This window comes from Bradyrhizobium sp. PMVTL-01 (assembly GCF_051861855.1).
Lineage (GTDB): Bacteria > Pseudomonadota > Alphaproteobacteria > Rhizobiales > Xanthobacteraceae > Bradyrhizobium.
In genome coordinates this window covers 2,429,814-2,453,002 of record NZ_CP193982.1, presented here as the reverse complement: position 1 = coordinate 2,453,002, position 23,189 = coordinate 2,429,814, and the positions used below count along the sequence as shown (strand labels likewise).

At 58.6% G+C, this 23,189-nt stretch carries 15 protein-coding genes; 6 read left to right on the top strand and 9 right to left on the bottom strand.

Annotated elements, in window-relative coordinates; all coding sequences use genetic code 11:
* Nucleotides 1-559 precede the first annotated feature (559 nt).
* Nucleotides 560-1,792: a carbohydrate porin gene (locus ACRQ5Q_RS11080; RefSeq protein WP_439397701.1), complete on the top strand. Its 1,233-nt coding sequence runs from the start codon at nt 560-562 to the stop codon at nt 1,790-1,792.
* Nucleotides 1,793-2,036: 244 nt separating this feature from the next.
* Here ACRQ5Q_RS11080 and nolL read toward each other — a convergent pair whose 3' ends face one another.
* From nolL to ACRQ5Q_RS11065, 3 genes are all read right to left on the bottom strand, one after another.
* Complete coding sequence (gene nolL, locus ACRQ5Q_RS11075; protein WP_439399775.1) at nt 2,037-3,116, bottom strand: nodulation factor fucose acetyltransferase NolL; 1,080 nt, start codon at nt 3,114-3,116, stop codon at nt 2,037-2,039.
* Nucleotides 3,117-3,852: 736 nt separating this feature from the next.
* Nucleotides 3,853-6,111: a hypothetical protein gene (locus ACRQ5Q_RS11070; RefSeq protein ID WP_439397699.1), complete on the bottom strand. Its 2,259-nt coding sequence runs from the start codon at nt 6,109-6,111 to the stop codon at nt 3,853-3,855.
* Between the two features lie 925 nt (nt 6,112-7,036).
* Complete coding sequence (locus tag ACRQ5Q_RS11065) at nt 7,037-8,755, bottom strand: NEL-type E3 ubiquitin ligase domain-containing protein (protein ID WP_439399773.1); 1,719 nt, start codon at nt 8,753-8,755, stop codon at nt 7,037-7,039.
* 790 nt (nt 8,756-9,545) lie between these two features.
* On the opposite strand from ACRQ5Q_RS11065, the gene ACRQ5Q_RS11060 reads away from it, so the two are divergent.
* Nucleotides 9,546-11,264 (top strand): NEL-type E3 ubiquitin ligase domain-containing protein, encoded by a 1,719-nt coding sequence (locus tag ACRQ5Q_RS11060; protein ID WP_439397697.1) that lies wholly within the window; start codon nt 9,546-9,548, stop codon nt 11,262-11,264.
* A 661-nt stretch (nt 11,265-11,925) separates the two neighbouring features.
* Here the strand turns inward: ACRQ5Q_RS11060 and ACRQ5Q_RS11055 are convergent.
* A complete protein-coding gene (locus ACRQ5Q_RS11055) occupies nt 11,926-12,966 on the bottom strand; it encodes a pectinesterase family protein (protein ID WP_439397696.1) in 1,041 nt (346 codons plus the stop codon).
* A gap of 210 nt (nt 12,967-13,176) precedes the next feature.
* Nucleotides 13,177-14,475 carry a glycoside hydrolase family 28 protein gene (locus ACRQ5Q_RS11050; protein ID WP_439397694.1) on the bottom strand — a complete coding sequence of 433 codons (1,299 nt, stop codon included), beginning with the start codon at nt 14,473-14,475 and terminating at the stop codon, nt 13,177-13,179.
* Between the two features lie 639 nt (nt 14,476-15,114).
* Between ACRQ5Q_RS11050 and ACRQ5Q_RS11045 the strand changes: the two genes are divergently transcribed.
* Nucleotides 15,115-15,300: a hypothetical protein gene (locus ACRQ5Q_RS11045; RefSeq protein WP_439397692.1), complete on the top strand. Its 186-nt coding sequence runs from the start codon at nt 15,115-15,117 to the stop codon at nt 15,298-15,300.
* Nucleotides 15,301-15,678: 378 nt separating this feature from the next.
* Nucleotides 15,679-16,614: a TIR domain-containing protein gene (locus ACRQ5Q_RS11040; protein ID WP_439397691.1), complete on the top strand. Its 936-nt coding sequence runs from the start codon at nt 15,679-15,681 to the stop codon at nt 16,612-16,614.
* On the opposite strand, the gene ACRQ5Q_RS11035 is transcribed toward ACRQ5Q_RS11040, so the two are convergent.
* The 3 genes from ACRQ5Q_RS11035 to ACRQ5Q_RS11025 are packed head-to-tail and all read right to left on the bottom strand — an operon-like array spanning nt 16,595 to nt 20,357.
* Entirely contained in the window at nt 16,595-17,110 is a 516-nt protein-coding gene (locus tag ACRQ5Q_RS11035; protein WP_439397689.1) for a Mov34/MPN/PAD-1 family protein, read from the bottom strand. The genes ACRQ5Q_RS11040 and ACRQ5Q_RS11035 overlap by 20 nt on opposite strands.
* Nucleotides 17,107-18,801, bottom strand: a complete 1,695-nt coding sequence (locus ACRQ5Q_RS11030) for a ThiF family adenylyltransferase (RefSeq protein ID WP_439397687.1) — start codon at nt 18,799-18,801, stop codon at nt 17,107-17,109. The genes ACRQ5Q_RS11035 and ACRQ5Q_RS11030 overlap by 4 nt, the downstream gene beginning before the upstream one ends.
* Nucleotides 18,801-20,357, bottom strand: coding sequence for a transcriptional regulator (locus ACRQ5Q_RS11025; protein ID WP_439397685.1), 1,557 nt, complete (start codon nt 20,355-20,357; stop codon nt 18,801-18,803). The genes ACRQ5Q_RS11030 and ACRQ5Q_RS11025 overlap by 1 nt, the downstream gene beginning before the upstream one ends.
* Nucleotides 20,358-20,650: 293 nt before the next feature.
* On the opposite strand from ACRQ5Q_RS11025, the gene ACRQ5Q_RS11020 reads away from it, so the two are divergent.
* Both ACRQ5Q_RS11020 and ACRQ5Q_RS11015 read left to right on the top strand, forming a co-directional pair.
* Nucleotides 20,651-21,763, top strand: coding sequence for a Fic family protein (locus tag ACRQ5Q_RS11020; RefSeq protein ID WP_439397683.1), 1,113 nt, complete (start codon nt 20,651-20,653; stop codon nt 21,761-21,763).
* A gap of 9 nt (nt 21,764-21,772) precedes the next feature.
* A complete protein-coding gene (locus ACRQ5Q_RS11015) occupies nt 21,773-22,324 on the top strand; it encodes a Pycsar system effector family protein (protein ID WP_439397681.1) in 552 nt (183 codons plus the stop codon).
* A 375-nt stretch (nt 22,325-22,699) separates the two neighbouring features.
* On the opposite strand, the gene ACRQ5Q_RS11010 is transcribed toward ACRQ5Q_RS11015, so the two are convergent.
* Nucleotides 22,700-22,990 (bottom strand): hypothetical protein, encoded by a 291-nt coding sequence (locus ACRQ5Q_RS11010; protein WP_439397679.1) that lies wholly within the window; start codon nt 22,988-22,990, stop codon nt 22,700-22,702.
* Between the last annotated feature and the right edge of the window lie 199 nt (nt 22,991-23,189).

Below are 23,189 nucleotides of genomic sequence, written 5' to 3'. Positions count from 1 at the left end.
CCGCTTGCTCCGTCATTGCGAGGAGCGCTGGCGACGAAGCGATCCAGACTTCCGCCGCGGAGGGATTCTGGATTGCTTCGCTGCACTCCGCAATGACGATGTCGAAGCAGGCGCGTGCCACACGCCGCCGGGAACCACCCTGGGCCAATCAGGGCGCAGTTCAAGCTATTCATGGCCGGCAGACATGGACCCGAACTACGTCATGCGTGATTGCCTTCTTGCGGCGACCTTGCCTCGGACATACTCGGCTACGGCAGCACTTTCTTTCAATTTAAGACCAAGGGGAAAGCAATCTGGGCTTGTTAGCGCACTTTCGCTAGCGGCTTGTCTGGTCGGCAATTCCGTACTGGCACAAACCGCGAGCGGACTTGATCCTAGTAACCACCCTGTGGATCAGGCCAGCAAAAGAGGAAAGGCTTCCGATCGGGCCGCCAAGCTCCCGATCGACCTCGTCCGTCATGCAATCCGCCCTCCTGCCCCGGCGCCAGCAGCAGGTCCCGGTGTGCCTTTCGAAAGGCGCGGCAATGCGGACAGAGCTGCTCAGACGAGACCGCAAAAAATGGTCGATCCCTTCAAAAGGTACGACAATCTGCGCGAAAAAGGGCTGTGGTTTCCCATCCCTGGTCCTGCAGATACGGTTGGTCAGGACAAGGGCGGCGTTAGATCTGCGCTGGCGGACGTCGGCATCGGCTATATTGGGTGGACACATAACTCCTTGGCAAGCAACCAGCTGCCGCATGCAGCCAGAAGCACTATCGCAAACCAGCTCTATATGGGCCAGAATCCGACTTTCGCGTCGGCGAACCTCATGATCGTCACCTACGATCTGAGCCGGTTTGGCATTGCCGACGGACAGATTGTCGTAGGAGCCGAGCAGCAATACTGGACGTGGGATCGCCCAGGGCCAGATCGAGTGGGACTCAATACCCTCGCCTACTACCAGACTTTCTTCGACAGGACACTAGAGCTCAAAATTGGCTACCTCAGAAACCAGAATGAATTCACCGGTACATTGTTCGGAGGGACTACAGGATCGAACATGTCTGCCTTGTTCCAGGCAGGGATGAGCACCAATGCCGCGCCGACGCCCGCGATCAATTTGAAGTACAATTTTGACGGTCGCCTGTACAACAAGGTCTCCGTCCAGCGCTCAATCAGTCCAGATGGTGCCTATGCCCATATAACCGAGAATCCCACCGGCTTGAAGTGGAGGACGGCCAATGCAGGCATTCTTCTCGTCGAAGAAGCCGGCTACAAGAGCAAGGCTGCTCCCGGCGTACCCGACACGTGGCTGCGGGCGGGCGTCGGTTTGAACAGTAGCCGCTACACGAATTTGGCGGATCCCAAGCAACAAAGGGAGAGCGGAAATAATTTTCACTACATCGCTGCGGACAGGCAGCTCTGGCAGAATGACGCCCTTGGGTCGCCGTCTCGCGGCATCTACGGCGGCTTCTCCGTCATGGGAGCTCCACCTGAGCGCAACAGGATCAGCCGGTATTACGAGCTTCGTCTTTATGCGAAGGGACCTTTTGATAACCGGCCCAGTGATCTGGTTGCTCTCGTTGCGACCAACACGACCTGGAGTAAGGTTGCAGTGGATGCTGCTCTGGCAAAAGGCCAGCTTGCGCACCGCGATAGCACAGCAGTCACGGGAACATACATCGCGCATCTCGCTCCGGGAATATATACAAGCGTCGGACTATCATACATTCATTACCCGACAAGCATCACACATAGGCCCCAAACGGAACACGCGCTCAATCTGTTGGTGTCTACGTTGATATTCTTCTGATCATCGCAAGCGCCGTTCTGCTTCAACGTTATCGTGACGCATGGGACAGGAGCTTCGCGATCCCCTTGAAGGGATCGGCCGCATCTGCGCTGGACGTTCGCGGGAAGCAAATTACGTGGGGCAACGACCAAATTTTCGGGGACAATTTTTCCAGATTGTCTCGCCTTGCGTAGACAGCAGGTTCACACCCTGCGATCTACGATGGTTTGCGAGAGCCTCCCGATCAGATCTCGGTTACAGCTACTCATCGACGTGAGCGGGGTGGCACTCCGAGCATGAGCTGGGATAGATAAGGAATGTCGCCCACGCTCCAGCGAACCGCTAGCGCGACGGCAACAATCATTGTCCCGAGAGATGAAGCCGCGGCGAACCTCGTTGTGGGGTCCCAAAGTTCTCCATACTGTATGGAATCCATGAGACGGAATACCGTACCCTGAACGAAGTACAGCACAAGCGTGCTCGGCCCCAGTTTCGCGGCGATAAAGCGGACCACCCGATTTAAGTGACCAATATTCCAGGATCGAAGCAGGACCTCAATCATGACCGCTGAAGCAGCGGCGGAGCCGAGAAACATCAGAAGCACATTTTTTGCCGACTGCAAATCCTGGACCAAAGCGAGATTGTTGTAGACATAAGTGTCGTTGCGCCAGGCCAGAAAGCACATCAGAGCCGCTATTGAGGCAGACATAATCAAGAACAGCCTGTGAGAGCGCATTATACTCGTCCACCGTTCTCTCGATTGCGCAAACAAGAATCCCAGGCAAAAAAACGGGTACATATACTTTATGAGAGGGAATATGGAAAAAGTCAGAGGTGCAAGCACGACCAGAATGACGGATACGAACAAGGCCCAGGGCGACCAACGATTGAATATCGAAATAGTTTTAGTGAGAATGAAACAAATGAACGCGGCCCAGACGAACCAGTATGTGCCGACGAACTCATTTAGGAACTGCAAAACGGTGCCTGGTGCGTCCGTCGATCGGGGAAACACGGTAAACTTCAATGACTCCAGAAGAGAGCACCAAAACAGCATCGGCACCAGGAGCTGCGTCGCACGATCGCCGACAGCTTGCGTGAACGACTTTACCAGTAGCGCTCGGCAAGAAAGATAACCGCTTATCGCCATAAAGAGGGGCATGTGGAACATGTAGATCCATTTGAAGCATGCCGAATCCCAAAATCCTTCGTTTTGGTAGAGGATATATTGGATCAGGTGACCAACGATCACTAAAATGATGAGCATTCCTTTGATGAAGTCCAAAGCGAGATCGCGATCGTACGCTGTCTCAGGCACAACCTTTCCTGTTGCATGATACAACATCTCGGCACACTTGTCGAACCAGCCGAATACATGCTGGGGTTGGCCAACACCTATTGTTAAGGGCACGTCGCTGTTGCGTAGTCTGTTTGCATGGAAATCGAGATATCCGATGACAGCGGAGACAATTGTCACCGAGAGTCTACGCTCCAATAGCTGACTGTGCGATAAAGACCGAAAGGAAGGGGGAAACGAGCTATACGATGGTTTATCGATTTTTGTCGCACCAAGCTCGCTTTCCCGGCTTCCCCGGTCCAGCGGGACCTTGCACTCTGCTCCCGAGCAGGCCAGGTGTTTGCAGCGCAGCGCGAGGAGACTTTACATAGCGCAATACTGAGCTGCGCGTGAAGGCTTAAGCGATGCGTTGCGAAGTACCCCGCCCGCCGAGGAATTTGGGCCGCCATCAGGAAACGCCTTCGTCAGCAAACTTTCGTTTGGTGGCCATGTTCTTGGCGCTTGTCCGTCGCCTGCACTCGGCGCGGTGCTCCATCGATCACGAATGCGTTCGATCTGTAGTATGCCGTTTTCAAGACAAGAATTGTCGGACTATGTGAAAGGATCAGGGATGCAGAAGGCAGGTCCGGGCATGCACCAAATTCGTAGAAGAGATTCTACAAAGAGAAGGCAGGACGGTACGGGCCGTGCCCCTGCAACCGATCCATCGCCTGCCAAAGGCCTCGCATAGAACGCCTTACGCGAGCCGCCCCGCCGAAAGCCCGATTGCAGTCCTGCTGCCTCTTCAGCCACGTTCAGGATAAATGCGTACGCGCTGGCGGCCCTCGCTTTCCACCAATTCGCCCCTGTAAGGCACTCCGCGGATCTCGAAATAGGTTGGGCGCCCAACTTCGGGCATGATGCGCTGGCCGTCGAGGGCGCGGACAAGATAATCCGGCAGGAATCGCTCGCGGTGCTCCCATCCCCCGCGGATCAGATACCCAAGATCAACGGGCCCCTCACCGGATTGCGCCGCTGGCACGATCGGCCGGGGACGATGGAGCGACTGAGACGGGCCAGGTTCATCCGGCTGGCTCAGGCGGGGATGGTGGATCAGGCGAACATCCCTGCGGCCTCCCGGTCCAAGCGTCGCCGAATAGCGCTCCCCATTGATCACAAACTGACTTGGCCCGAACTGGTTTGGCAGCAGATGGATATTGCCCAATACATCGATCAACACGTCTGAAGCCGCCTGGGAGCCGTGGCGCCAGCCGGCGCCAACGATCGCTCCTATATCCCGCAGCTCCGGAGCCGCCCCCGGCGGTCCTGCGAACGACGAAGCGGCTGCAAATTCAGATGCTGGCGCAGAGCGCGCGTCGTCACGCAAGTCGTGGGGTGTGGGTGGATCCAGATCAACGAAGGAGTCGAGACCGCCGTAGATGTTTGACGATCGAGGCCTTACGGACGAGGGCGATGCGGGGTCTTGCATCTGTTGCCCCAGCCAGGCCCAGGCTCCCTGGCTGGGGGTGGCCGGTGTAGCAGGAAGCTCGAGTGGCGGATGCGCTTGCGCGGCCCAGTACGGCGCTGGCTCTGGTGAGGCGGGTCCGTGGATCTGCTCGCCAAGCCAGTTCCAGGCTCCCGCGCTCGGCGTCGCCGGGGTTGCGGGAAGCTGCTGCGACGAACCGGCCTGCCAATGGCTGGGCGGCGGTGGCATCAATATGTTGAGCCCGTGGACCTGCTCGCCACGCCAATCCCAGGCTCCCGCGCTCGGGCTAGCCCGCGTTGCGGGAGGATCCTGCAGTGCATGCGGCTGTCGAGCGGCTTCCCAAGAAGGCTGGCCCGGATCCTCAGGAGGCCGGATTCCAAGCGCCCTGTTCGCCTCCAGGATTTGCTCGTATTGGCCAAGCTTGACCAGATCAGCGTTGATCTTCTTATCCTTGGTTTCGCGCCTGTACTCCTCGACATCCCGGACAAGCGCGGGGGTGGAAAGTCGGCCGGCCATCGGTGGCCTGTTATTCGTCTGCAGCCACTCACTCAGCCTAGACATACGGCGAGCTTGCCTGTCGATCGTCTTCGGGTCGATCCTGTGTGTCGCCTTTTCCGCCGCCGCCCACATGCCGATGAGGGTTGCGTCCGCGCCGTGAGGAGCCAGTCGGCGGAGATCAGGCGTCAGGGCGTTTCCGGCACCGACCTCACGGAGCTTCTTCAAGGCCGCCTTGATGCGCGTGCTGCGGTCCTTTGCGTAGGTATCGACATCCTGATCGAGTTCAGCTTCCAGCTGCTCGTTTTCCACCTGCGGGTTGTCCTGCTGCGCGTTTTCCAATTCGCGGCGAATTCGATCCGCAATTGAGGGCCTGCCGGCCGTGCTCAGGCGCACGCTCAAATGGCGCAGATCGGCTGCCGCATTCTTGATCGTGCCGTCGGTGAGGTTACCCGCCGCCTTGTTTCTGAAATCTTTTATCAGCACCTCGTCCGCCTCAGGGACAGGCGCCCCGCGCGTCCGGCCCGGCTGCCTAGCGTAGTCAATGCGAAGATTCGTGGAAAGGGCGTCCGCTTGTCCCGCGTCGCGCGAGGACTTTTCGCTGCTGCTCCCGCCAAAAGCCTTGCCGACTCCCGACTTGAAGCGTGACCATAATCCGCCGCTTTTTCCGCTCTTGGCCGACGCGGTAGAATCTGCATACGGAAAGCCGTAGCGTGCGCTGCTAAACAGATCATCTCGCAAACTAGACTGCGGCACTTGCGCCGAGGCGAGAGGCGGGAAGCCGGGAATGTCTACGCTCCGGCGCCTGTCGCCCAGCGCACTCTCTCTAAAAGCCGAGGGCGGCGGCACCCGCATTGACCCGCCGAAATCCTCCCGCCCGACTGCTCGCCCGTCTGCTTTGGGAGCACGATCAGGCGAACTTGACTTGCTCTCATCAGAGGGATCGAGATGCAAATTCTCCAGCTGCCGTTCAAAATCACCGTGCTCACTTAAGTTGTCCCCGCGCTGCGCGGTCCGCCCCTGCAGCGCGGCGTACTCCCGCATCCAGGCTCCTGAATCGAAGAATGGGTCAACCGGATCCACCCTGCTCTCCTCATGTTTATATAAGCCATACAGCAATCGGTACGGCCTGGTAGCAGATCGTCTAGCAAGAAAAAGGTTGCCGATTGTTGTAGCCGCAACCTTTCGGAAAGCTGACGAGATGAGGACATTGCTTCGCGATTAACGGCCTCGCACCCTGGCGACAGGACGGGGCACTTTTTCGCACCTCTTCACAGGCCTGTTCCAATCGACGAAATTCGTAACTGATAAGACCGGTGGGACGCCCTGTCGATCGTGCGAGAAATTCAAGCATCACGGCCGGGCTCACTCAGCCGCGACCAGACTCCAATATGCGTGACGAGCATCCTCTCGTCCTTCGCACAGCTTTGGCGCTAAGCTTGTTATCTTGCGCCCTTTTTGGTGATCACGAAGGCTTTTTCTTGGCGCAGATGCCGGCAGGCGTTCTCTCGTACCTTCGACTTCCACCTCTTGCGCGACTATCAGCTTGGCAAGCCGACTCGACGAATGGAGATCCGGCAGGCTTCATTCGCCGACTTCAATCGGCCGCAGTCTGTGACTGAGGGTCGCAAGGCTTATCGTGCAGTCACAGGTCTATTTGAGGTCGGATTGTTCCCGGCCACTTTGCCTTGAACGTTGCTCCCTCGCCAAAGCGAGCTGGTTCGCTGCGGCAGCGCTTACGGAAGCGATGATTCAGCTCTGCGCCCTCTTGGTCACCTCAACCACTATCGACTGACGGAGCTCTCGTCCCGATGGGACTTCCGGGCGGACGCGCATACGCCTCGTCTTACGCGCGAGTTTTCGATCGCTCGGCAAGACCGAAAGGGGCGGATCGACGGCAGCACACTTTCGACATGCGAAAGCCCTTGGCGACGATTGGCGAGACTTCATCATCAATCTTTGCCGCAGCCGCAGGGCAATGATAAACATCCCTAAGGCGGTTGCGACCTCATAGTTCGAGACCGCAACGCTCGGCCAGCACACGGTGCATGACCTCGCGTTTAATCTCGCTGGCGAGCCCGTTTCGGACTTGAGCTCCGAGCACCCGCTCGGCGTCCGGATCGCCTAAAAGGCCATGCTCGGCCAGTCGCTGGTTCAAGCGGGTTTGAAACTCCTCGTCCATGGCTTCGACGAGCCGGTCTTGCATCGCTTCATATTCGCCAGGAGCAATTCGCCTCAGCACCGTCTCCCAGGGTTGCCAGCGGGTTGCCATGTAGTCAGTAAACTGGTTCGACTCTTGCTCGCGAACCAACTCCAGTGCGCGCGCCGCATCATCGGATGTCACGTGAGAAACCGTCAGAAAGCGCATGTCAGGGGCGACGTGAATCAGCTCCAGAGGCTCGCGCAGAAGATGTTGATAAGCCAGGTAGACCTCCACATCGTCTACGCCCGGGTCGAGGGTCACGAGCGCGTTGACCCTGTCGCGCGCGATCCCGTCTAGCGCGTCCAGGCGGAATGCAACGCGGCCGCGGTGGATCAATTCAGCGAGCCTATCATCATAAACCCCCTCCTCGACGTCAGCATTAAGGCGCGCGGTCCGCATACCGTTCCAGTGCAGAGTAACGCGATCCTCGCAGCTCGCGTTGGCCTCTGAAGCCTGTGTGAAAAACTGTTCGCGTAATCTCGGATTGGTCGCCGCCTGCCGCAGATCATCCGCCACGGCCCGCCGAAACTCGTCACTGCCATAGTTGACGGTGCCGCGTAGCCGATCTAGGAACCGGGCGTAGGCCTGGGCGCCAGGCTCATCCGCAAAGTGCTGCCATTCGGCCAGCGCCGTCGGATCATCCCCGAGCCAGTGCGCGGCAGCCTCGTACAGAGGCAGCTGCCCGAGATGGGGTGCCGCGAGGTGAGCGCGGACCTCGTCCGGGAATGGGTTATTACCGGACTCGACGTTCAGCAGCGGACGGCTCAAACTCCCCGGTAGCAGATCCTCAGGCAGGCTGGTCAGCCGATTACCGCTGACATCGATCGATTGAAGCCAGCTCGGAAGGGTTTCCGGGAGATTGGCCAATTGATTGCTGCTGACATCGAGTTCAACGAGATCCCCTGGGAGGGACTCGGGGAGTTCGGTCAGCTGATTGCCACTAACCGTGAGCGAGATGAGGCTGCTCGGGAGAGCTTCGGGCAGCCTACTCAGTCGGTTGTTGTTTGCGTTCAGGATCCCCAGCTCCGCCGGGAGGCTATCTGGGAGACTCGTTAACCTGTTATCGCTCACCTCTAAGCGATAGAGGCTCGCCGGAAGAACGTCCGGCAAACTGGTCAAACGGTTGTGGCTAATAAAAAGTTCGTGGAGACCAGGTGGGAGGCTAGCGGGCAGGCTGCCTAGTTCGTTGTGCATGGCGCGGAGGTTCAGGAGTCTCGGCGCTAGGGCGTCGGGCAAAGCGGTCAAGGACAGGGATGACACATCGACCGAGTGCGAGCGCATGTTCTCCGCAGCCATGATTCGCGAGCGCCCGTGTCGCCTGTTTTCGGCTTCGCCCTGCCCCTCTTCGGCAACCCAGTCGTCCAGGATTCGCGCGCGCGCGGAGGCCGGGGTCCGATACCCTGTCAATCCTTCGACCAAATTCGCCAGGGCACGGTTGAAGCCGCCGAGGTAGCTTTCCCGCTCCGCTTCTTCAAAAGTGTCCGGGGCGGAACCTGCGCTCCGCTGTGCCTGTCCTGTGTCCATCATCTTTCTGCGTCGTCGGAAACTTGAAGAATACGCCTGCCGCTGCGCAAGGCTACGAAGCAGGAGGTTGCCCGCTGCCGCAATAGTCATTAGTCATTCGAGCGAGCGGTTGGGGCGACCCACTCCTGGTCGAAGCGGTACAGCTTCACACGAGTTGGAGTCGGCGAGTGGATCGATGCTGCTGCAACGTTTGCTGCCATTTTGTTGGGCGGACAGATCCGGAGGGCCGCCAACGCGAAAGCGTTCTGCCGCTAGCACGCTCACCTGTCGATTAGCTGACGAGCCTCGCTGCAGAACACCCAAGTCGCTCGGTTTATCACCAGTGGCAAAGACCAGCGTGGCACAGATTGCATTAGCAGGTGAAAGGACCGCCGCGGAGTTGAGCGTTCGAGCGACTGCCGCTCTTCGTCTTTTACGCACTCGGCCGAGAAGGCTTCATTGCCCATCGTTGAGATATTTCACCATCGGCGCGCTGGGCGCGGGAGTTAGTGCGAAGACGGGACATAACCACCCGCGACCGCGATCATTTTCTTGCTCCAAATCGTTGTACCGACTTATGCCGACTTCGGTGCCACCGCTGCCCTTACGGCGATAGGGCTGTCAGCTTGTCGAAAGATAAATGTCCTAGGTCCAGATGCGTGTTGTCACGGGCTGGGTTGGCTCAGTGTCGTAAGGGGAGTGGAATGGATCCTTTTGAGGCAGGACAGATTCGGCGCGGCGGAGGCATTCCTTCTGCGTCTTCCCAACAAGAGGGGGCGGAAGGCGGGGGGCGGCACAATGGGATGCTTTCGTGACGGGCTTCGCAGCAAACTCCGGGCATTCAACCCATGCGGCGGCCGAACAAGACGAGGCGCTCGAGAATTGGGCTGCTGAACCGCACGTGGGCCCCCTTGAGGACCGGGACGAAGCGGCAAGGCGGGTAAATGCTCTGGGTGAAGACGGCATACTGAATCTCGAGTCACTGTCCCTTACCAGTCTGCCCAGACTTCCAAGCGAAATCGTCGTGCTCGACGTGCCCTTGAATCGGCTTACTAATCTGCCTGACGAACTCCCGGCTTCGCTCCAGCGTCTTGATGTCAGTGGCAATCAGCTGAGCAGCCTGCCCGCGCTCCCGAGCGGGCTCAGAGGCCTCGAGGTGACCTCCAACCGGCTGGCGAGCCTACCTGCCGTCCTGCCTGCCGGGCTCCAATTTCTTGGCGCCAACTACAATCGGTTACTGAACCTACCCGAACCCCTCCCTGCTTCGCTCCAATTTCTTCACGTCAGCCACAATCAGTTGACGAGCCTGCCGGTGGCACTGCCTGCTATGCTCGAGTTTCTCGACGTAAGCCAAAATCAACTGACGGATCTGCCGCCGGCTCTCCCAGCTTCGCTCGCGTTTCTCGACGTAAGCCAAAACCATTTGACGAGTTTGCCTGAGGACCTGCTGACGGGCTTCGGCGCTGCTGCCACCATAGTTCTGACTGATAATCCGCTATCTGAGCAGGTGCTGACGAACCTGAGTACAGTCCTAAGCGCGGAGGGTTTTGTCGGTCCGACTGTCCATCTTTCGCGCGACGTTGAAAGTGAAGCGTCCGAGACAGACGATGAACAGGACGATGCGCTCGCTGAAACAGTTGCAGAATGGCTCAAGGCAAATCCACAGGAGGGCGATGGGGAGGTGCTTGCCGCTTGGCAGAACTTTGCAGAAGAGCCGGGCGCTCGGGAATACGGGCTTTTCCTCGGCAAGCTGTTCGACTCCGTCAACGCTGGCAATGAAGGATTCCGGCAATCGGTGGCCAATGATCTGCGGCAGGCGGCAAAAAACCCGCAATTGCGTGCGCAGTACTTTCAACTGGCATGGGACGCCAACCAGACCTGCGAGGATCGCAGAACATTAACCTGGAACGGTATGCAGACCGCCCGCCTCATCGCGGAAGTCGAGAACGGCGTCTATGACAATAAGGCCCGGCTTCCCGATCTCGTCGATCTGGGGCGCGTCATGTTCCGCCTAGACGCCCTGGAGGGGATTGCGCGCGAGAAGGTTCACTCGCTGGGTTCGGGCAACAACGTCGAAGACATCGACGCCGTTGAGGTCTTTCTTGCTTATCAGAACAAGCTACGCGAGCGGCTGGGACTACAACACGTCGCGCCGGACATGCGCTTCTTTGAGGTCTCCGGCGTCACCGACGCTGATGTTGACAGCGCAGAGACATCCGTGCGGAACAGGGAGGCGGCGGAATTCGCCGACTATTTGGCTGTGGACTGGCAACCTTGGGACGACGTGGTGCGTCGCATCGCACCGGAGGACCACGCCAGGACGCAGGACCAGCTCATTGCTGCGATGGGAAAGGAGTTCGACAGCCGACTGGAGCAACAGCTCGCCCACGAACACTTGAGCGGGGTTGAAGCCGACCTCGTCGAGGATGCCAAGCGAGAGTTGGGTGCCGCAGTTCGCAAAGAGATCGCCCGTGAGATCAAGGGCGCTCTAAGAGACAAGGTGCTCAATGATCACGGCCTCACCCTATGAAGCCACCTTGCTTCGGAGGCTGTTAATTCCTGCTACAGTTTCCCTCTGGTGCGCCGGTTCGTGCCCGAGAGCCTTCACGTCATGCGCAGCGCCAATCTAGAAACCGACGCTGCTCGACTCATTCCAGCGGATGTTTCCCGAAAGCGACGATGGCCGATCTCGCGATGAGGCGGATGCTCGTCGGCTGCTATCGGAGGGCCGCATGGATACGGGCAAATTGTCGAAATCGGAAGTCGATACGCGCGTTTGTACGGCTCCGGAGCCGGCTTGGAAGAACGCCGAACTCCACCGTACTTGCACGGCGCGTATCGGCTGATCGAGGCGCCGGCTGCTGGCTGAGCTACGAGGGGCCTGACCATCACTGGCCGAACGAAGATGGCCGCGAAGCATCAGCGCACTTCGTTTTCCGGAGATCTGCGCAAGGCGCTGAGCAAGAAATCAGCCGTTCCCGAGCGATGACGACGGTGCTGACGTGACGGTCCGTAGAGCTTGCCGACACTGATCCGCCGAAAACGGACAAGATGATCTGCGAAGTGGAGCGGGCGCTGTGGGCGGACCGCGAACCGATGAGATCGTCGCGCCTGCCCCTTCTGTCGGTGTGACTCCGGCGGCAGTTGGGTTGCTGTACAAGACTCTCCATCACAATCAGGCTCTCCTCCCGTCATTCATCCGAGGATCGCCATCGAACCCCTTCACCGTGAACGTTGCTCTTTGTTCGATCCTGATGGTTCTTTGGCAGCCAATCTGTGACACCCCCGAAGAACACGCTCAGCGACCATCTCGCAGCTTCGCCATCTGTCAGTTGATGGGAGTGAGGCTCGCGGCCTGAGGGGTTGGCCCCGACGCCGGAGGATCTGTATTCAGCATAATAGCTTGTCCTCAACGTATTGGTCTTGCCGGGGGTCCATTCGCGCCACCCTTCCGCAATCACGGGGGCATCTATCTTCGCCGAAAGGAAGACCACGGTGGCGTAGGGACGCCAGGGGCGGCCAAGTGCGATGTAGCGAGCATCAGGGTCGGCACTCAGCCTGCAATGATCAAAAACATAGCCACTGTCCTCATCCGGCGTTGCCTTGCTCTGAGCGGTATAGATGACCGCTTGATTGGCGACGCCGTGCAGCTCACATTGCCGGAACCAGGCCTTGGCGTTGCCAAATATGAAATCGACATGCCCTTCGATGTAGCAGTTCGAGAAGTATTGTCGTGACATTCTGCCGTTTGATCCCTTGCCCGCAAACAGCGTGTCCTGGGCGCCGAGCAGACGGACGCGCGTAATGACGTCCCTATCTCCGGTAACGGACAGCGCTACCGCCTGCGAGGGTGGATTGGCCGGATCGAGGGCGTAGTCGTTCTGGATGGTCAGATTCTCGAGCCGGAAGTCATCGCCGGCGGCATCCAGCGTGGCCGAATGGGCGGTTCCTTTTACATTGATCGCGCCGTCGCCATACACAATGACCGTATCCTCCGGCTTCCTGCCAGTCCCTTCGATATGAATACCGGATTTGGAGATTTTGACCTTCTCGCGATAGACGCCCGGCGCGATCCGGATATTTCCGCCTTCCGCCGGCAACGCGTCGATGGCTTGCTGCACGGAGTGATAGTCTGCAGTTCCGGCATGCGACACCGATAGTGCCTGAGCGTACGCTGCCGAGATGCAGAAACATCCCGCCAGAAGTGCAGCGGCGGAAATGAAAATTCGCATGTGATCTCACACTTCGTTTCTCAGCGGAATAGCCGCCGCGCATCGACACGAGATTTTCATCGCCAAATCAGTCACCTTGGCATTTTCGGCCCTGCAAAACCGTCGACCAATTGCAACCAACTCGGGACATGAGGCCGAGCTTCGTCAGCACCAATAATCTTGGCCCCAGATGCGGAACTCACCACCTGAGTTCGGCGCCGGGTGTAGTGCTTACTGATTGCCGTCGCGGAATGCCCTGGAACATACCTCCGATCCCCGCAGCAGCGGTTGTGTAGCCCGTCCGGGCAGCGGAGGCCATACGTCAGAGTGATTTGCGGTGACCTTCGCATGTTCCAGTTGCCAAGTCGCCGAATTGGCAAATCGAACATCTTCGAGTGTCACGTCCAGTGCATGCCGCTCGTCTACGCCGCGCATCAGCAGCACACCAGTGTCGCCATGCACATGACGGAGAACGATTTGCCGATAGACCGGAATTCTCGTGCCTTGAGCGCGCGGATCATATTTTGTATCGAAAGCTAGCGGCCACCGGTTGCCTCTCAGGCACACGTACTCATAGGTCACGCCTTCGACCACACCGCCTCGACTAACATCGCTCTTGATGCGCAGGCCCGACGTCGTACCATCCAGCGTCAGATTACGCACCAATATGTCTCTGGCCCCGGAATTCACCTCGCTGCCGATCGACATGCCATGCCCCCACCCGAAATAATTATCAATAATCGAGATATGGCTGCTCGAGCCATTATCGCCGGCCTTGATTGCGACGTTGTCGTCACCCGTACGGATTAAGCTGTGGGTGATGGTCACATCCTGACTGGCGCCAAGATCGATGCCATCGGTGTTGCGGGCATCCGCCGGCGAATCGATCGTGATGCCCCAAAACGTGGCACCTTCAACCCGGTTCATCGCGACATGAAAATTGGCAGCGTTGCGCAAGGTGACACCAGAGAACGTGATGTCCTGCGCATGATCGACCTGGATCAAGCGAGGGGCGTTCTGATTGCCGCCCTGGGCTTGGGCGCGGCGGGCTAGCTGCCACCACGTTTCCGCGCCGCCGCCCATCATTGCGCCGCCCTGGCCATCGATGATCCCCTCTCCGTAGATGCCGCCGCCGCGCGTTTTAGAAAAGCTGATGAATGGCCGGCAACCGTCGCCCTTTTCCGCAATGCGACCACATTGTCCGAGGCCCTTGTCGTAAGCAGCAGGTTCGGGGATGGCGATCAGTGTCGCACCGCGTCCGACCCATAAGGTCACGCCCGATTTCATCTCGAGTGGACCTGAGTGAAACTCGCCGCGCCCGAGATAAACTGCAGCGCCATCGGGGCAATGTTGAATGGAGTCCTGTAGGCTAACTGTATCGTTCTTGCCGGAAGGCACAGGGCGATCGCAGACCGTGTCAGGTGCAATAGGCTCGGCGATAGTCCGGCGGTCTTGCGCTTTTGCGGCGGGGCAGACAACCATGGAGGCGAGTATGGATAATAGGGCCCAGCTGCGAAAACGCTTTGTCATTGACCTGCTCGTGCTTTGTCACGCGCATCCTTGCCGCGTGCCTTGTGTGTGGTATTGAGCGCTGGCTCGATCGAGCCGCCGCGCGCGTCACTGGCCTGCGCAAGATGACATTTATACGACGCAGCAGACGCCTGGACCTTGCGATCGAGCAGTAGCACCTTGCCTGGAGCGCGAAAAAGACGAAGCGTTCTGCGATAGTCGGAAAATCCAACAGCTTCGTAACGTCAGCCTGCTCACATCCCAACCGGTCCCGGATTTCGGCATTTTTGACTCTACAATTGCGCGTGAATCCACGCCAGCCTCTCGTCCAGGATCAGTGGGTCAGTGAGTATTCGGGAAAGCTTTCGAGAAGCTGACGAGGCTACGGCCGGCACCGGATCGCATTCGCCACCGGATACCCTCTTCCTGGCGTCTCACTAATTTGGATGACTGCCGTTACGGTTCCTGCAAGAGCACGGGGAATGCCGTGCCGGTGTTTGAGCGCTTGAAGAAGCGCAAACAAACCCCAGCCTACGGACAAGATCTTCCCCAAGTCGCGATGTTCAGCCGCATCCTGATCGAGCTGGGTCTCAAGACGACCGGGAAGGACGACCCCGCAGCCTTTACAGCCTGCGCCACACCTACATCTGCTTCCGCCTCATGGAAGGCGCCGACATCTACATGCTGGCCAAATACTGCCGGACCAGCGTCGAGATGATCGAGAAATACTATGCCGCCCACCTCAAGGACGTGCTGGACGCCAGTGCCATCAACGTCCGCAAGAAGAAGCCGCCGAAGAAGGAAGTGGTGGAAATCCACCGTGGCGAGCTGGAAACGCTCCGCTAGCTGCTCAAGAGATGTGCAAAAACTGTTGGATTCTCTTGGCCTTAGGCGAAATGCGCCGTATAGATGGGCCGATGCGGGCTTGGCGGAACTGGTAGACGCATCGGACTTAAGCCATTGAGTGCCCTGGGGGAAACCCTACGAGCAGAACTGCTCAAAGTCGGGGAAACCTTTACTGGCAATCCCGAGCCAAGCCCCCGCCAGGGGAAGGTGTAGAGACTAAACGGGCAGCACCTGCAGCTGACAAGCGCCAGGGTGAAGGGGTAGTCCAGACCACGAACGCCGGAAGGCGGCGGCGAAAGCCGAAGAATCCGTGGGGCCGCAAGGCCTGTGCCGGTTCGAGTCCTGCCGCCCGCACCAACGTATTCAAATGAAATTGGGATGCCGATGAAAGAGCGATTTGAAGGAGAGCAGAACCGTCCTCAACTCGTTGCTTCGCTCCGCCGCCAGGATTTCGCAGGCGGTCAGCTTGACATCGCCAAGGCTCTGGCTGACGCGGGAGAACTTATCGAATTTAGCCCCGGCGAGAATATCATCGTCCAACATGCTGTTGATAATAATATTTATCTGCTTGTGGCCGGGACCGTGGCCGTCGTCGTGAATGGCGCGCAGGTCGCCATTCGTTCAGCTGGGCAACACATTGGCGAGATGGCAGCCATCGAGGCATCACTCCCGCGCTCGGCAACGGTCACCGTCCTTGAGCATGCGGTGGCGCTCAAATTGAGCAGCGCGGCGTTTATGGGGATCGGCGAGAAGTTTCCCAGCGTGTGGCTGCCGATTGCCCAGGAGCTGTCCAAGCGGCTGCATCAGCGCAACAAGACCATCTATCTCCCGAACCAAGCCCCCAAGCTCTTCGTCATGTCGTCATCCGAGGCGCTCAAAATCGCGCATGCGCTTCGCACCGGACTGGAGAAAGAGGTATTCAGCACTGTTTGGGATGACGGGGTCTTTTTCGCGGGCGGTTACCCTCTTGAGGCTCTGGAGAAGCAGGTGAGCGAGGCCGATTTTGCCGTTGCCATCGCCGAGCCCGACGACATCTCGGAATCACGCGGGAAAAGGGCACCGACAGTGCGTGACAACGTGCTCTTCGAGTTGGGACTTTTCATGGGCAAGTTGAGCCGGTACCGCACCATCCTCGTTCATCCGAGAGTGAAAGACCTGAAGTTGCCCTCGGATCTCCAGGGCCTGACCCTCGTCCCCTACCAGGCAGGCGACGACGCAACCGTCGCTGAGCGCATCGCGCCGGTATGCGAAACGATCCGCGAACTCGTGAAGCGGCTCGGTGTGCGCACCTTCGCTATCGAAGAAGATCGATAAGCCGCACGAACCAGCCCCTCTCGGGGTTGGCTTCGCTTTCAGTTTCCACTTCAACGACGAGCGGCGATGCTTGTGCGCGGAACGCCGTCGCGGAGAGGTGCAGCGTCGAGCGGCGCGCAAGCGCGACAATCAACAGCACCGCAAAATTGACGCCGACGTCTGGGTCTTCGACGATGTCGCGCATCGCCTTCTGGTCTTGCACGCTCGGCAGCGGCTCAAACGACGGATGGGAGTGCCATTCGCCGAGATAGTTGAAGCGTTGGTAGTCGTGCCCCGTCCGCGCGAAGAACTCGTTCAGGAAAGCGCGGTTGTGGTCCAGGTCTCTCACGAAATGGGTCGCCGATCCCCCGCTGCGCTGGATCGATAAGTCTGCGATCCGAAACGTCTCGTCGCCGACATGCTCACCGACAAGAACTCCACCGATCTCGCGAACGCCAGCTCGCTTGAGCTCTGCAACCAGCGTTTTGACGACGGCATGAGGAAGGATCATTCTCATTTTACGTCGAATATCTTCGCAATCTCGACGATCTCCGCAGTCGCCTCCTCAGCCGAGAGCGTCATTGCTTTCTCTAGCGGAGAGGCTTCCGGCATCGGAATGGGATAGGTTTCAAAGGCTTGCGTGAACAGTCCCTCTTCCGGAGCAAGCCCAAACACGTAGACCGGCACAGGAAAGTAAGATGGATCGCGGGCGAGGAGCGTATCGATGGCAAAGCGCGCGGTCGCGGCGGCGATGCTGGTAACATCGGCGTCATCCGCGATCATCGGCTGACCTTCGCCGCCGGTCGCGTAATCTTTGGTCGCCGCCTTGGGCTGATAATTCCGCTCGGCAAACCAGTTCTCGATCGCGCGGCGCATGAGCTGAGGTGACGGCTCTACGCCGGGTCGGTAGCGGGCGATCAGACCGCCGAATCCTCCGCCGTACACCTCCGCCCAGACAACGGGCTTCGCGGCGGACTCCGCGACGGCAGAAACCAGGTTGTGGACATTGGGATTGGCGGTGGCGTTGATAATGAGGTCTCGTGCAAGCAGCGAGGTAATGGCGGTCTCGGCACTTCCGCTCGCTTCCTGACCGGCCATACGGACCTTGCGGACGTACACTTTGGCGTTCGGATTTACGTTTTTGATCCGCTGGGTTACAGCATCCACCTTGTGGGTGCCGACATCGCGCCAGTCGAGGTCGTGCCTGACCAGATTATCAGGCAGCAGCAGGTCGTCGTCGACGAGGTAGAAGTTTTCCACCCCGGAACGCGCGAGCATCGTCGCAACTTTGCTCCCCAACGATCCGCAGCCGATCACTGCGACGCTCATGCCGCGCAATCGTTCGTGACTGTCGTCCAGCCGCCGGACCTCCGGCTCCTGCGGAATCGTCGCAAACTGGATGGCGTACTCGGCGGCTCCGCAGAAACAATGCGCCTTGCTTCCTTTCAGGATCACAATGATTGACGCGTTCTCTTCGAACCCCAATGCCGCAATAGCGGTCTTGTAATCTGCCGGATTAGAGGTCGGTGGCAGCGCTTGGTCTTTCGCAATCCGCAAAATCGGCACCGTGCGCTCGTAGGTTTCGCTGCTCAAGGTCGGCGGTACGTCAGGATTGACCCAGACCTCGCCATCGCTCTTTGTGACCTTGTCGACAATGTAGACGTTGCTCTCAGGCCGGTAATGCACCAGCATGTTGCCCTTGAGCATCTCGCCTGCCTGCATCTCCGCAAAGAAGTCTGCCAGCTTGCGGGTCATCAGCAGTCGGAACGTACGCGTGCGCAGCGATTGGCCCAGCGATACTTCGTGCGCCGAAGGTACTCTCTCCGCCTTGCCTTCGGGTGGATTTTCCATGAAGAGCAAGCGATGCGCGCTTTCCAGCAGCATCGCGCCAGTGACGTCGCTGGTCCAGTTGTCAGGGCGGTATTCGAGGCAAAGCTCACCACCGGGACCGAACTGATGGTTCGACCACAAAGTGGTCTGCTCACCACGCGGATAGACCGAAGGAGGTGTGTTGGGGAAATGCGCGGGATAGCTGAGAAAAACTGGATAGGTGCGGCTTCCGATCGTGATGTCGGCGTCGAAAATCAATCTCTTGGCCTCGTCGGTCCGCCACCCAAGCGGCGTGAGCCAATCTGCGGTGGCGGCCAGGGCGTCAAGCCCTAGCCGTTCGCTCTTGAAACGGGCGAGATCGGAAAGATACCACCACATCAAGCAAAGCCGCCCGGCGTCGCCGGTCCGGTCGCCCGGTTGGGAAAGCTGAACGGCTGGGCCGCGGCGGCCGCAGGCTGCAGGAGCGATCCAGCTGACAGTGCTTTGGCGGCTTTTGCCGCCTTGTCGCCCTTGGCCGACAACTCGTTGACAGCGGTGTCGTAATCCAAACCGGCGCGTTTGCGGCCTGAACCAAAGATCGTGCGCACCGGCTCCGAGGCCTTGGCATATGCGTTCGGTCCGATCGCGGTTTCAGTCGCGGCACAGCGGGATTGCTCCTTCTCCGCCGCCAACACGCCACGGCTCACCGAGCAGCGGATGAGTTCGCCCTTCATACCGAGCCGCGTGACGTTCATCGGCCCGAAATCAAAGCCGATGGCCAGGCCCAGGATGGACGCATCGGTACCGTTTGCCTTCAGGCGGGCAAGAGCCAGGTTGAAGCTGCTCCGCATACCACCGGCACAAAGGGTCATGTTGCTGATGCTCTCTTGCACATCGGTGGTCTGCGCGGTGCCCTCCACCAGAAGGCCGTGGACGCAATCGCCGATGAACCGGACCTTCACACCCTTGAAATCCTCGTGAAGCGCTGCATCAAGCTCGGCCCTCAACACGTGGAGCGCGCGAACGACGTGCTTCGCGCCAGCATCGGTGGCGATGTTGTTACCGACATAGTTGGTGAAACCGTCCAGATCTCCATAGACCGTGCATGCATCCTGGCGGCGCGAGTTCTTCGCGGACAGCGCTTCGATATCGAGCGTCGAATACGGCGGCGTATGCCCGGAAAACTCGAAGGCCCCGATGGGGTTGTTCTTGAGATCTTCCTGCCACTCCTTCACGATCTCCGTGGCAGTGACTTCGAGCTTGGCTTCTTTCTGGCTGGTCGCGATCTCGGCGGTCGTCAGGGGCGTGGTGTCTACGTTGCTGGCCTCCGAAAGCCCGATGGCTTTTCGCGCCTTGTTGGTCAGATAGATGCCCGTTGCAGTACCTCCACCAGCTCGCTTGGCCGCGTAATTCGCTGGCTCGCCCAGGAACAGCGGCTCGCGGTGGCCGCGACGGCCATTGTTCACCGCCAAGGCCTTGCCGGTGTCGATGCCGACCCGCACCTTGGCGGCAGGATGATCGGCGTCTTCGCCAGTTTGCGCCAAAACGTCGATGACCAGTTGCGCTGTCGCCACGGCCCGATGCACGCGCTTGGCTTCGTTATCGTAAGGCTTGGCGACCACGGAGTGGAGGCGCTGGTTGTGGAAGTCGACCAGGATGGCGTCTACACGCGCGATAATCCGGTGCGCCGCGCGGTAGTGCATGTTCAGAAACCGGAGCGTGCGCTTGTGGCAGGTCTCACCCTCAATGTCGGTGACCGCCAGCATATCCTTGACGTTGAGAATATCGGCATACAGGTGCACGCCGTCGACGCGGTACGCCACCGTGTTCGACAAATTTGAGAGGTCCGTGTCGCGGACGTACTCCTTGATCTCTATGGCCTTGAGTGGAAGCCCGTCGATCTTGGCATCAATCCGCTTTGTGGCCCGCTCCTTATTCCAATTCCGGCCTGCCATTGCTGTGCTCCGTTTTGGCGCGGCATGACCGGAACCTCATGAGGTACAACCGGCAGTAGCAGCGCTGCTTTGATGTCCGTAAACACGAAGGTATTTTTGCCCTTGCGCGCGCAGCGAGTATATTTTAGAACATAAGAGGAACTTTCGGAACATGCATGGAAGAAAAATCGGCAGTTTTCCCCGTATTTCCGGGCTGTAGAGATTACGCCTCTCTTTTTCGTCAAAAAATGATGAGAATAGGCTTGCCGATGACGAGATGAAGCCCCATAATCTCTGCAAAGAATGATGAGATTATGGTCTATATTCACAAGCTGGGGGAGTGGCCGACCTTCCGTTGGAACTTGCAGCAAATTGCCGATCGCTTGGTGTCTGTGCGCCACAAACAGGGGCGCCTACTCGGGCGGATGGAGCGCCTGGGGTTCCCGCTCAAAGCCGAGGCAACTCTCCAGACCCTCACTGAAGACGTGGTGAAGTCCAGTGAGATCGAGGGCGAAGTTCTGAATCGCCACCAAGTCCGGTCATCCATTGCTCGCCGACTTGGCATGGACATCGGCGCCCTCGCTCCGGCGGATCGCCATGTGGAAGGCGTTGTGGAAATGATCCTCGACGCCACTGAACACTATGCTGCCGAACTCACAGCCGAGCGTCTCTTCGGATGGCACGCCGCACTCTTCCCCACTGGGCGAAGCGGTATGAGGAAGATTGTTGTCGGCGCGTGGCGGACTGCTGAAACAGGTCCGATGCAGGTCGTCTCGGGCCCCATTGGACGCGAGCGTGTCCACTATGAAGCGCCGCCCGCCGATCGTCTGAACAAGGAAATGCAGACATTCCTTGATTGGTTCAACGGCAACGCCAGCAGCATCGACCCTGTTTTGAAAGCTGCGCTTGCGCACCTCTGGTTTGTAACCATCCATCCCTTCGAGGATGGCAACGGCCGCATAGCACGCGCCATCGCCGACCTCGCTCTCGCCAGATCGGAGCAGAGCGCGCAGAGGTTCTACAGCATGTCCGCTCAAATCCGCCGTGAGAGGAATGAGTACTACGCCATCCTAGAGAGAACCCAGAGGGGTAGTCTTGACATCACCGACTGGCTAACGTGGTTCCTCGACTGCCTGGATCGCGCCTTCGATGGCGCGGACACCATTCTCGGCAACATTCTCCGCAAGGCGGCCTTCTGGGACCTTCACGCAGCACGGCAGCTTAATGAGCGTCAGCGGCTGGTGCTCAATCGCCTCTTCGACGGATTCGAAGGGAAACTTACGTCGTCGAAATGGGCGATACTTACGAAAGTCTCCCAGGCTACCGCCGCGAGGGACATCGACGAACTCGTCGGCCACGGCATCCTCAAGAAGGACGCTGCCGGCGGCCGGAGTACAAGCTACTCACTTATAGATTTGAAAACCTGATAGTTGACCATGAAAGACGATCAAGAAGATGCATTTGAGAAGACTCTCTCAACGCAACTCAGCCGCAATATCGACTTCGTTAAGTTCGCGGAGACGAAGAATGCCGCACTGCTTACGTTTTCCTCGGCTTGGATCATCGGCTCTATCAATCTCCTGACCGGCCAAAGCACCCTTCCGCTCGGCTATAACGTCGCCTTCTGCGTCGCTCTTCCCCTTTTTGCGCTTGCTGGACTTATCTGCATTCTTTCATTCGTTCCGCAGGTTTTGGCGCGCTTCCACCAGTCGACAGATGATGCAAAGAGTCTTCTTTATTGGGAGCACATCGCCGACATTCCCGTCGGCCGATATCACGAGCGGGTCACCGAACGCTATAAGCCTAGCGAGAACCACAGCGTCACCGAGCGCTATCTCGAAGACCTATGCGTTCAGATATCCGTCAATGCCCGCGTGGCCATGCGCAAGTTTATGATGTTCAACATTGCGGCCGGTTGCGTATTTGCAGCCATTTTGGTCCTTGCCTCACCACCCCTGTGGTGGGCGTTGCGATTGTTGCAAAGATAAAATCAATACAGCTAACGGAAGTGGTTTGAGATAACAGAGCCAACCTATCACCAGACGATACGTCGATAGCAGGTGTGCTGGACCGTCCTGCCCTTCGGGCGAAGCTTGCAGACGTCATCTTCGCCAAACCGGACGGCTCCGTGGCCGCAATCCTGGGGGCAGATGGTAACGGGAAGTCGTGGGTCTTTGAGCAAGCGTGGACACATCAACAGGTCAAACCGCTGACCGTCATTCTCTTGCCTGACGATTTCAAGATACCATCTTCGCTTGAATCAATGCGTGATCTTCTCATTGCGAAGCTAATTGGACAAAGCGGCGATAACCTTACCGCAATCGCGGAAACCCTATCGCCGTTAACGCGCGCGGCGGCAGCTTTCAGGGGTCCCATGATCGACTCGAAAACGCCACGGCAGCATCTTGCTCAACAGGATTATCGACGCTTCGCGATTTCGGCGGTCGTGCGTTACGTATTTCCGCAGAGTTGCGCTGGGGTTCATCGATCGACGATGAGACCGCTCGACGCTCAAGCCTCCGCTCCAGATCCGCCAATCCTGCCTTACATTCGGCGACAACCGATTGGGCGCGAAGCAGCTTGACCTTGAGCCCGTCCTGTTGCCTGAGTATCTTCTCAAGATCCCAATCGTTCTGCATCAGCTCATTGACCATCTGCACGTCCTGAGGACGCCTTTACGCTGGCGTTCTTGTTGAGGACCACCATTCGTTGCGAGCCCTTTCATAAGGTTCTGCCCGGCAGACCGGAGCGCGATTCCAAGGTGGCAGAGTTACGCGACGCAGGCGCACGGTTTGGAAAGCGCATCAGGAGACCTCTGCCATCGATCAAGCGGGCAAGTTTCATCTCAATACC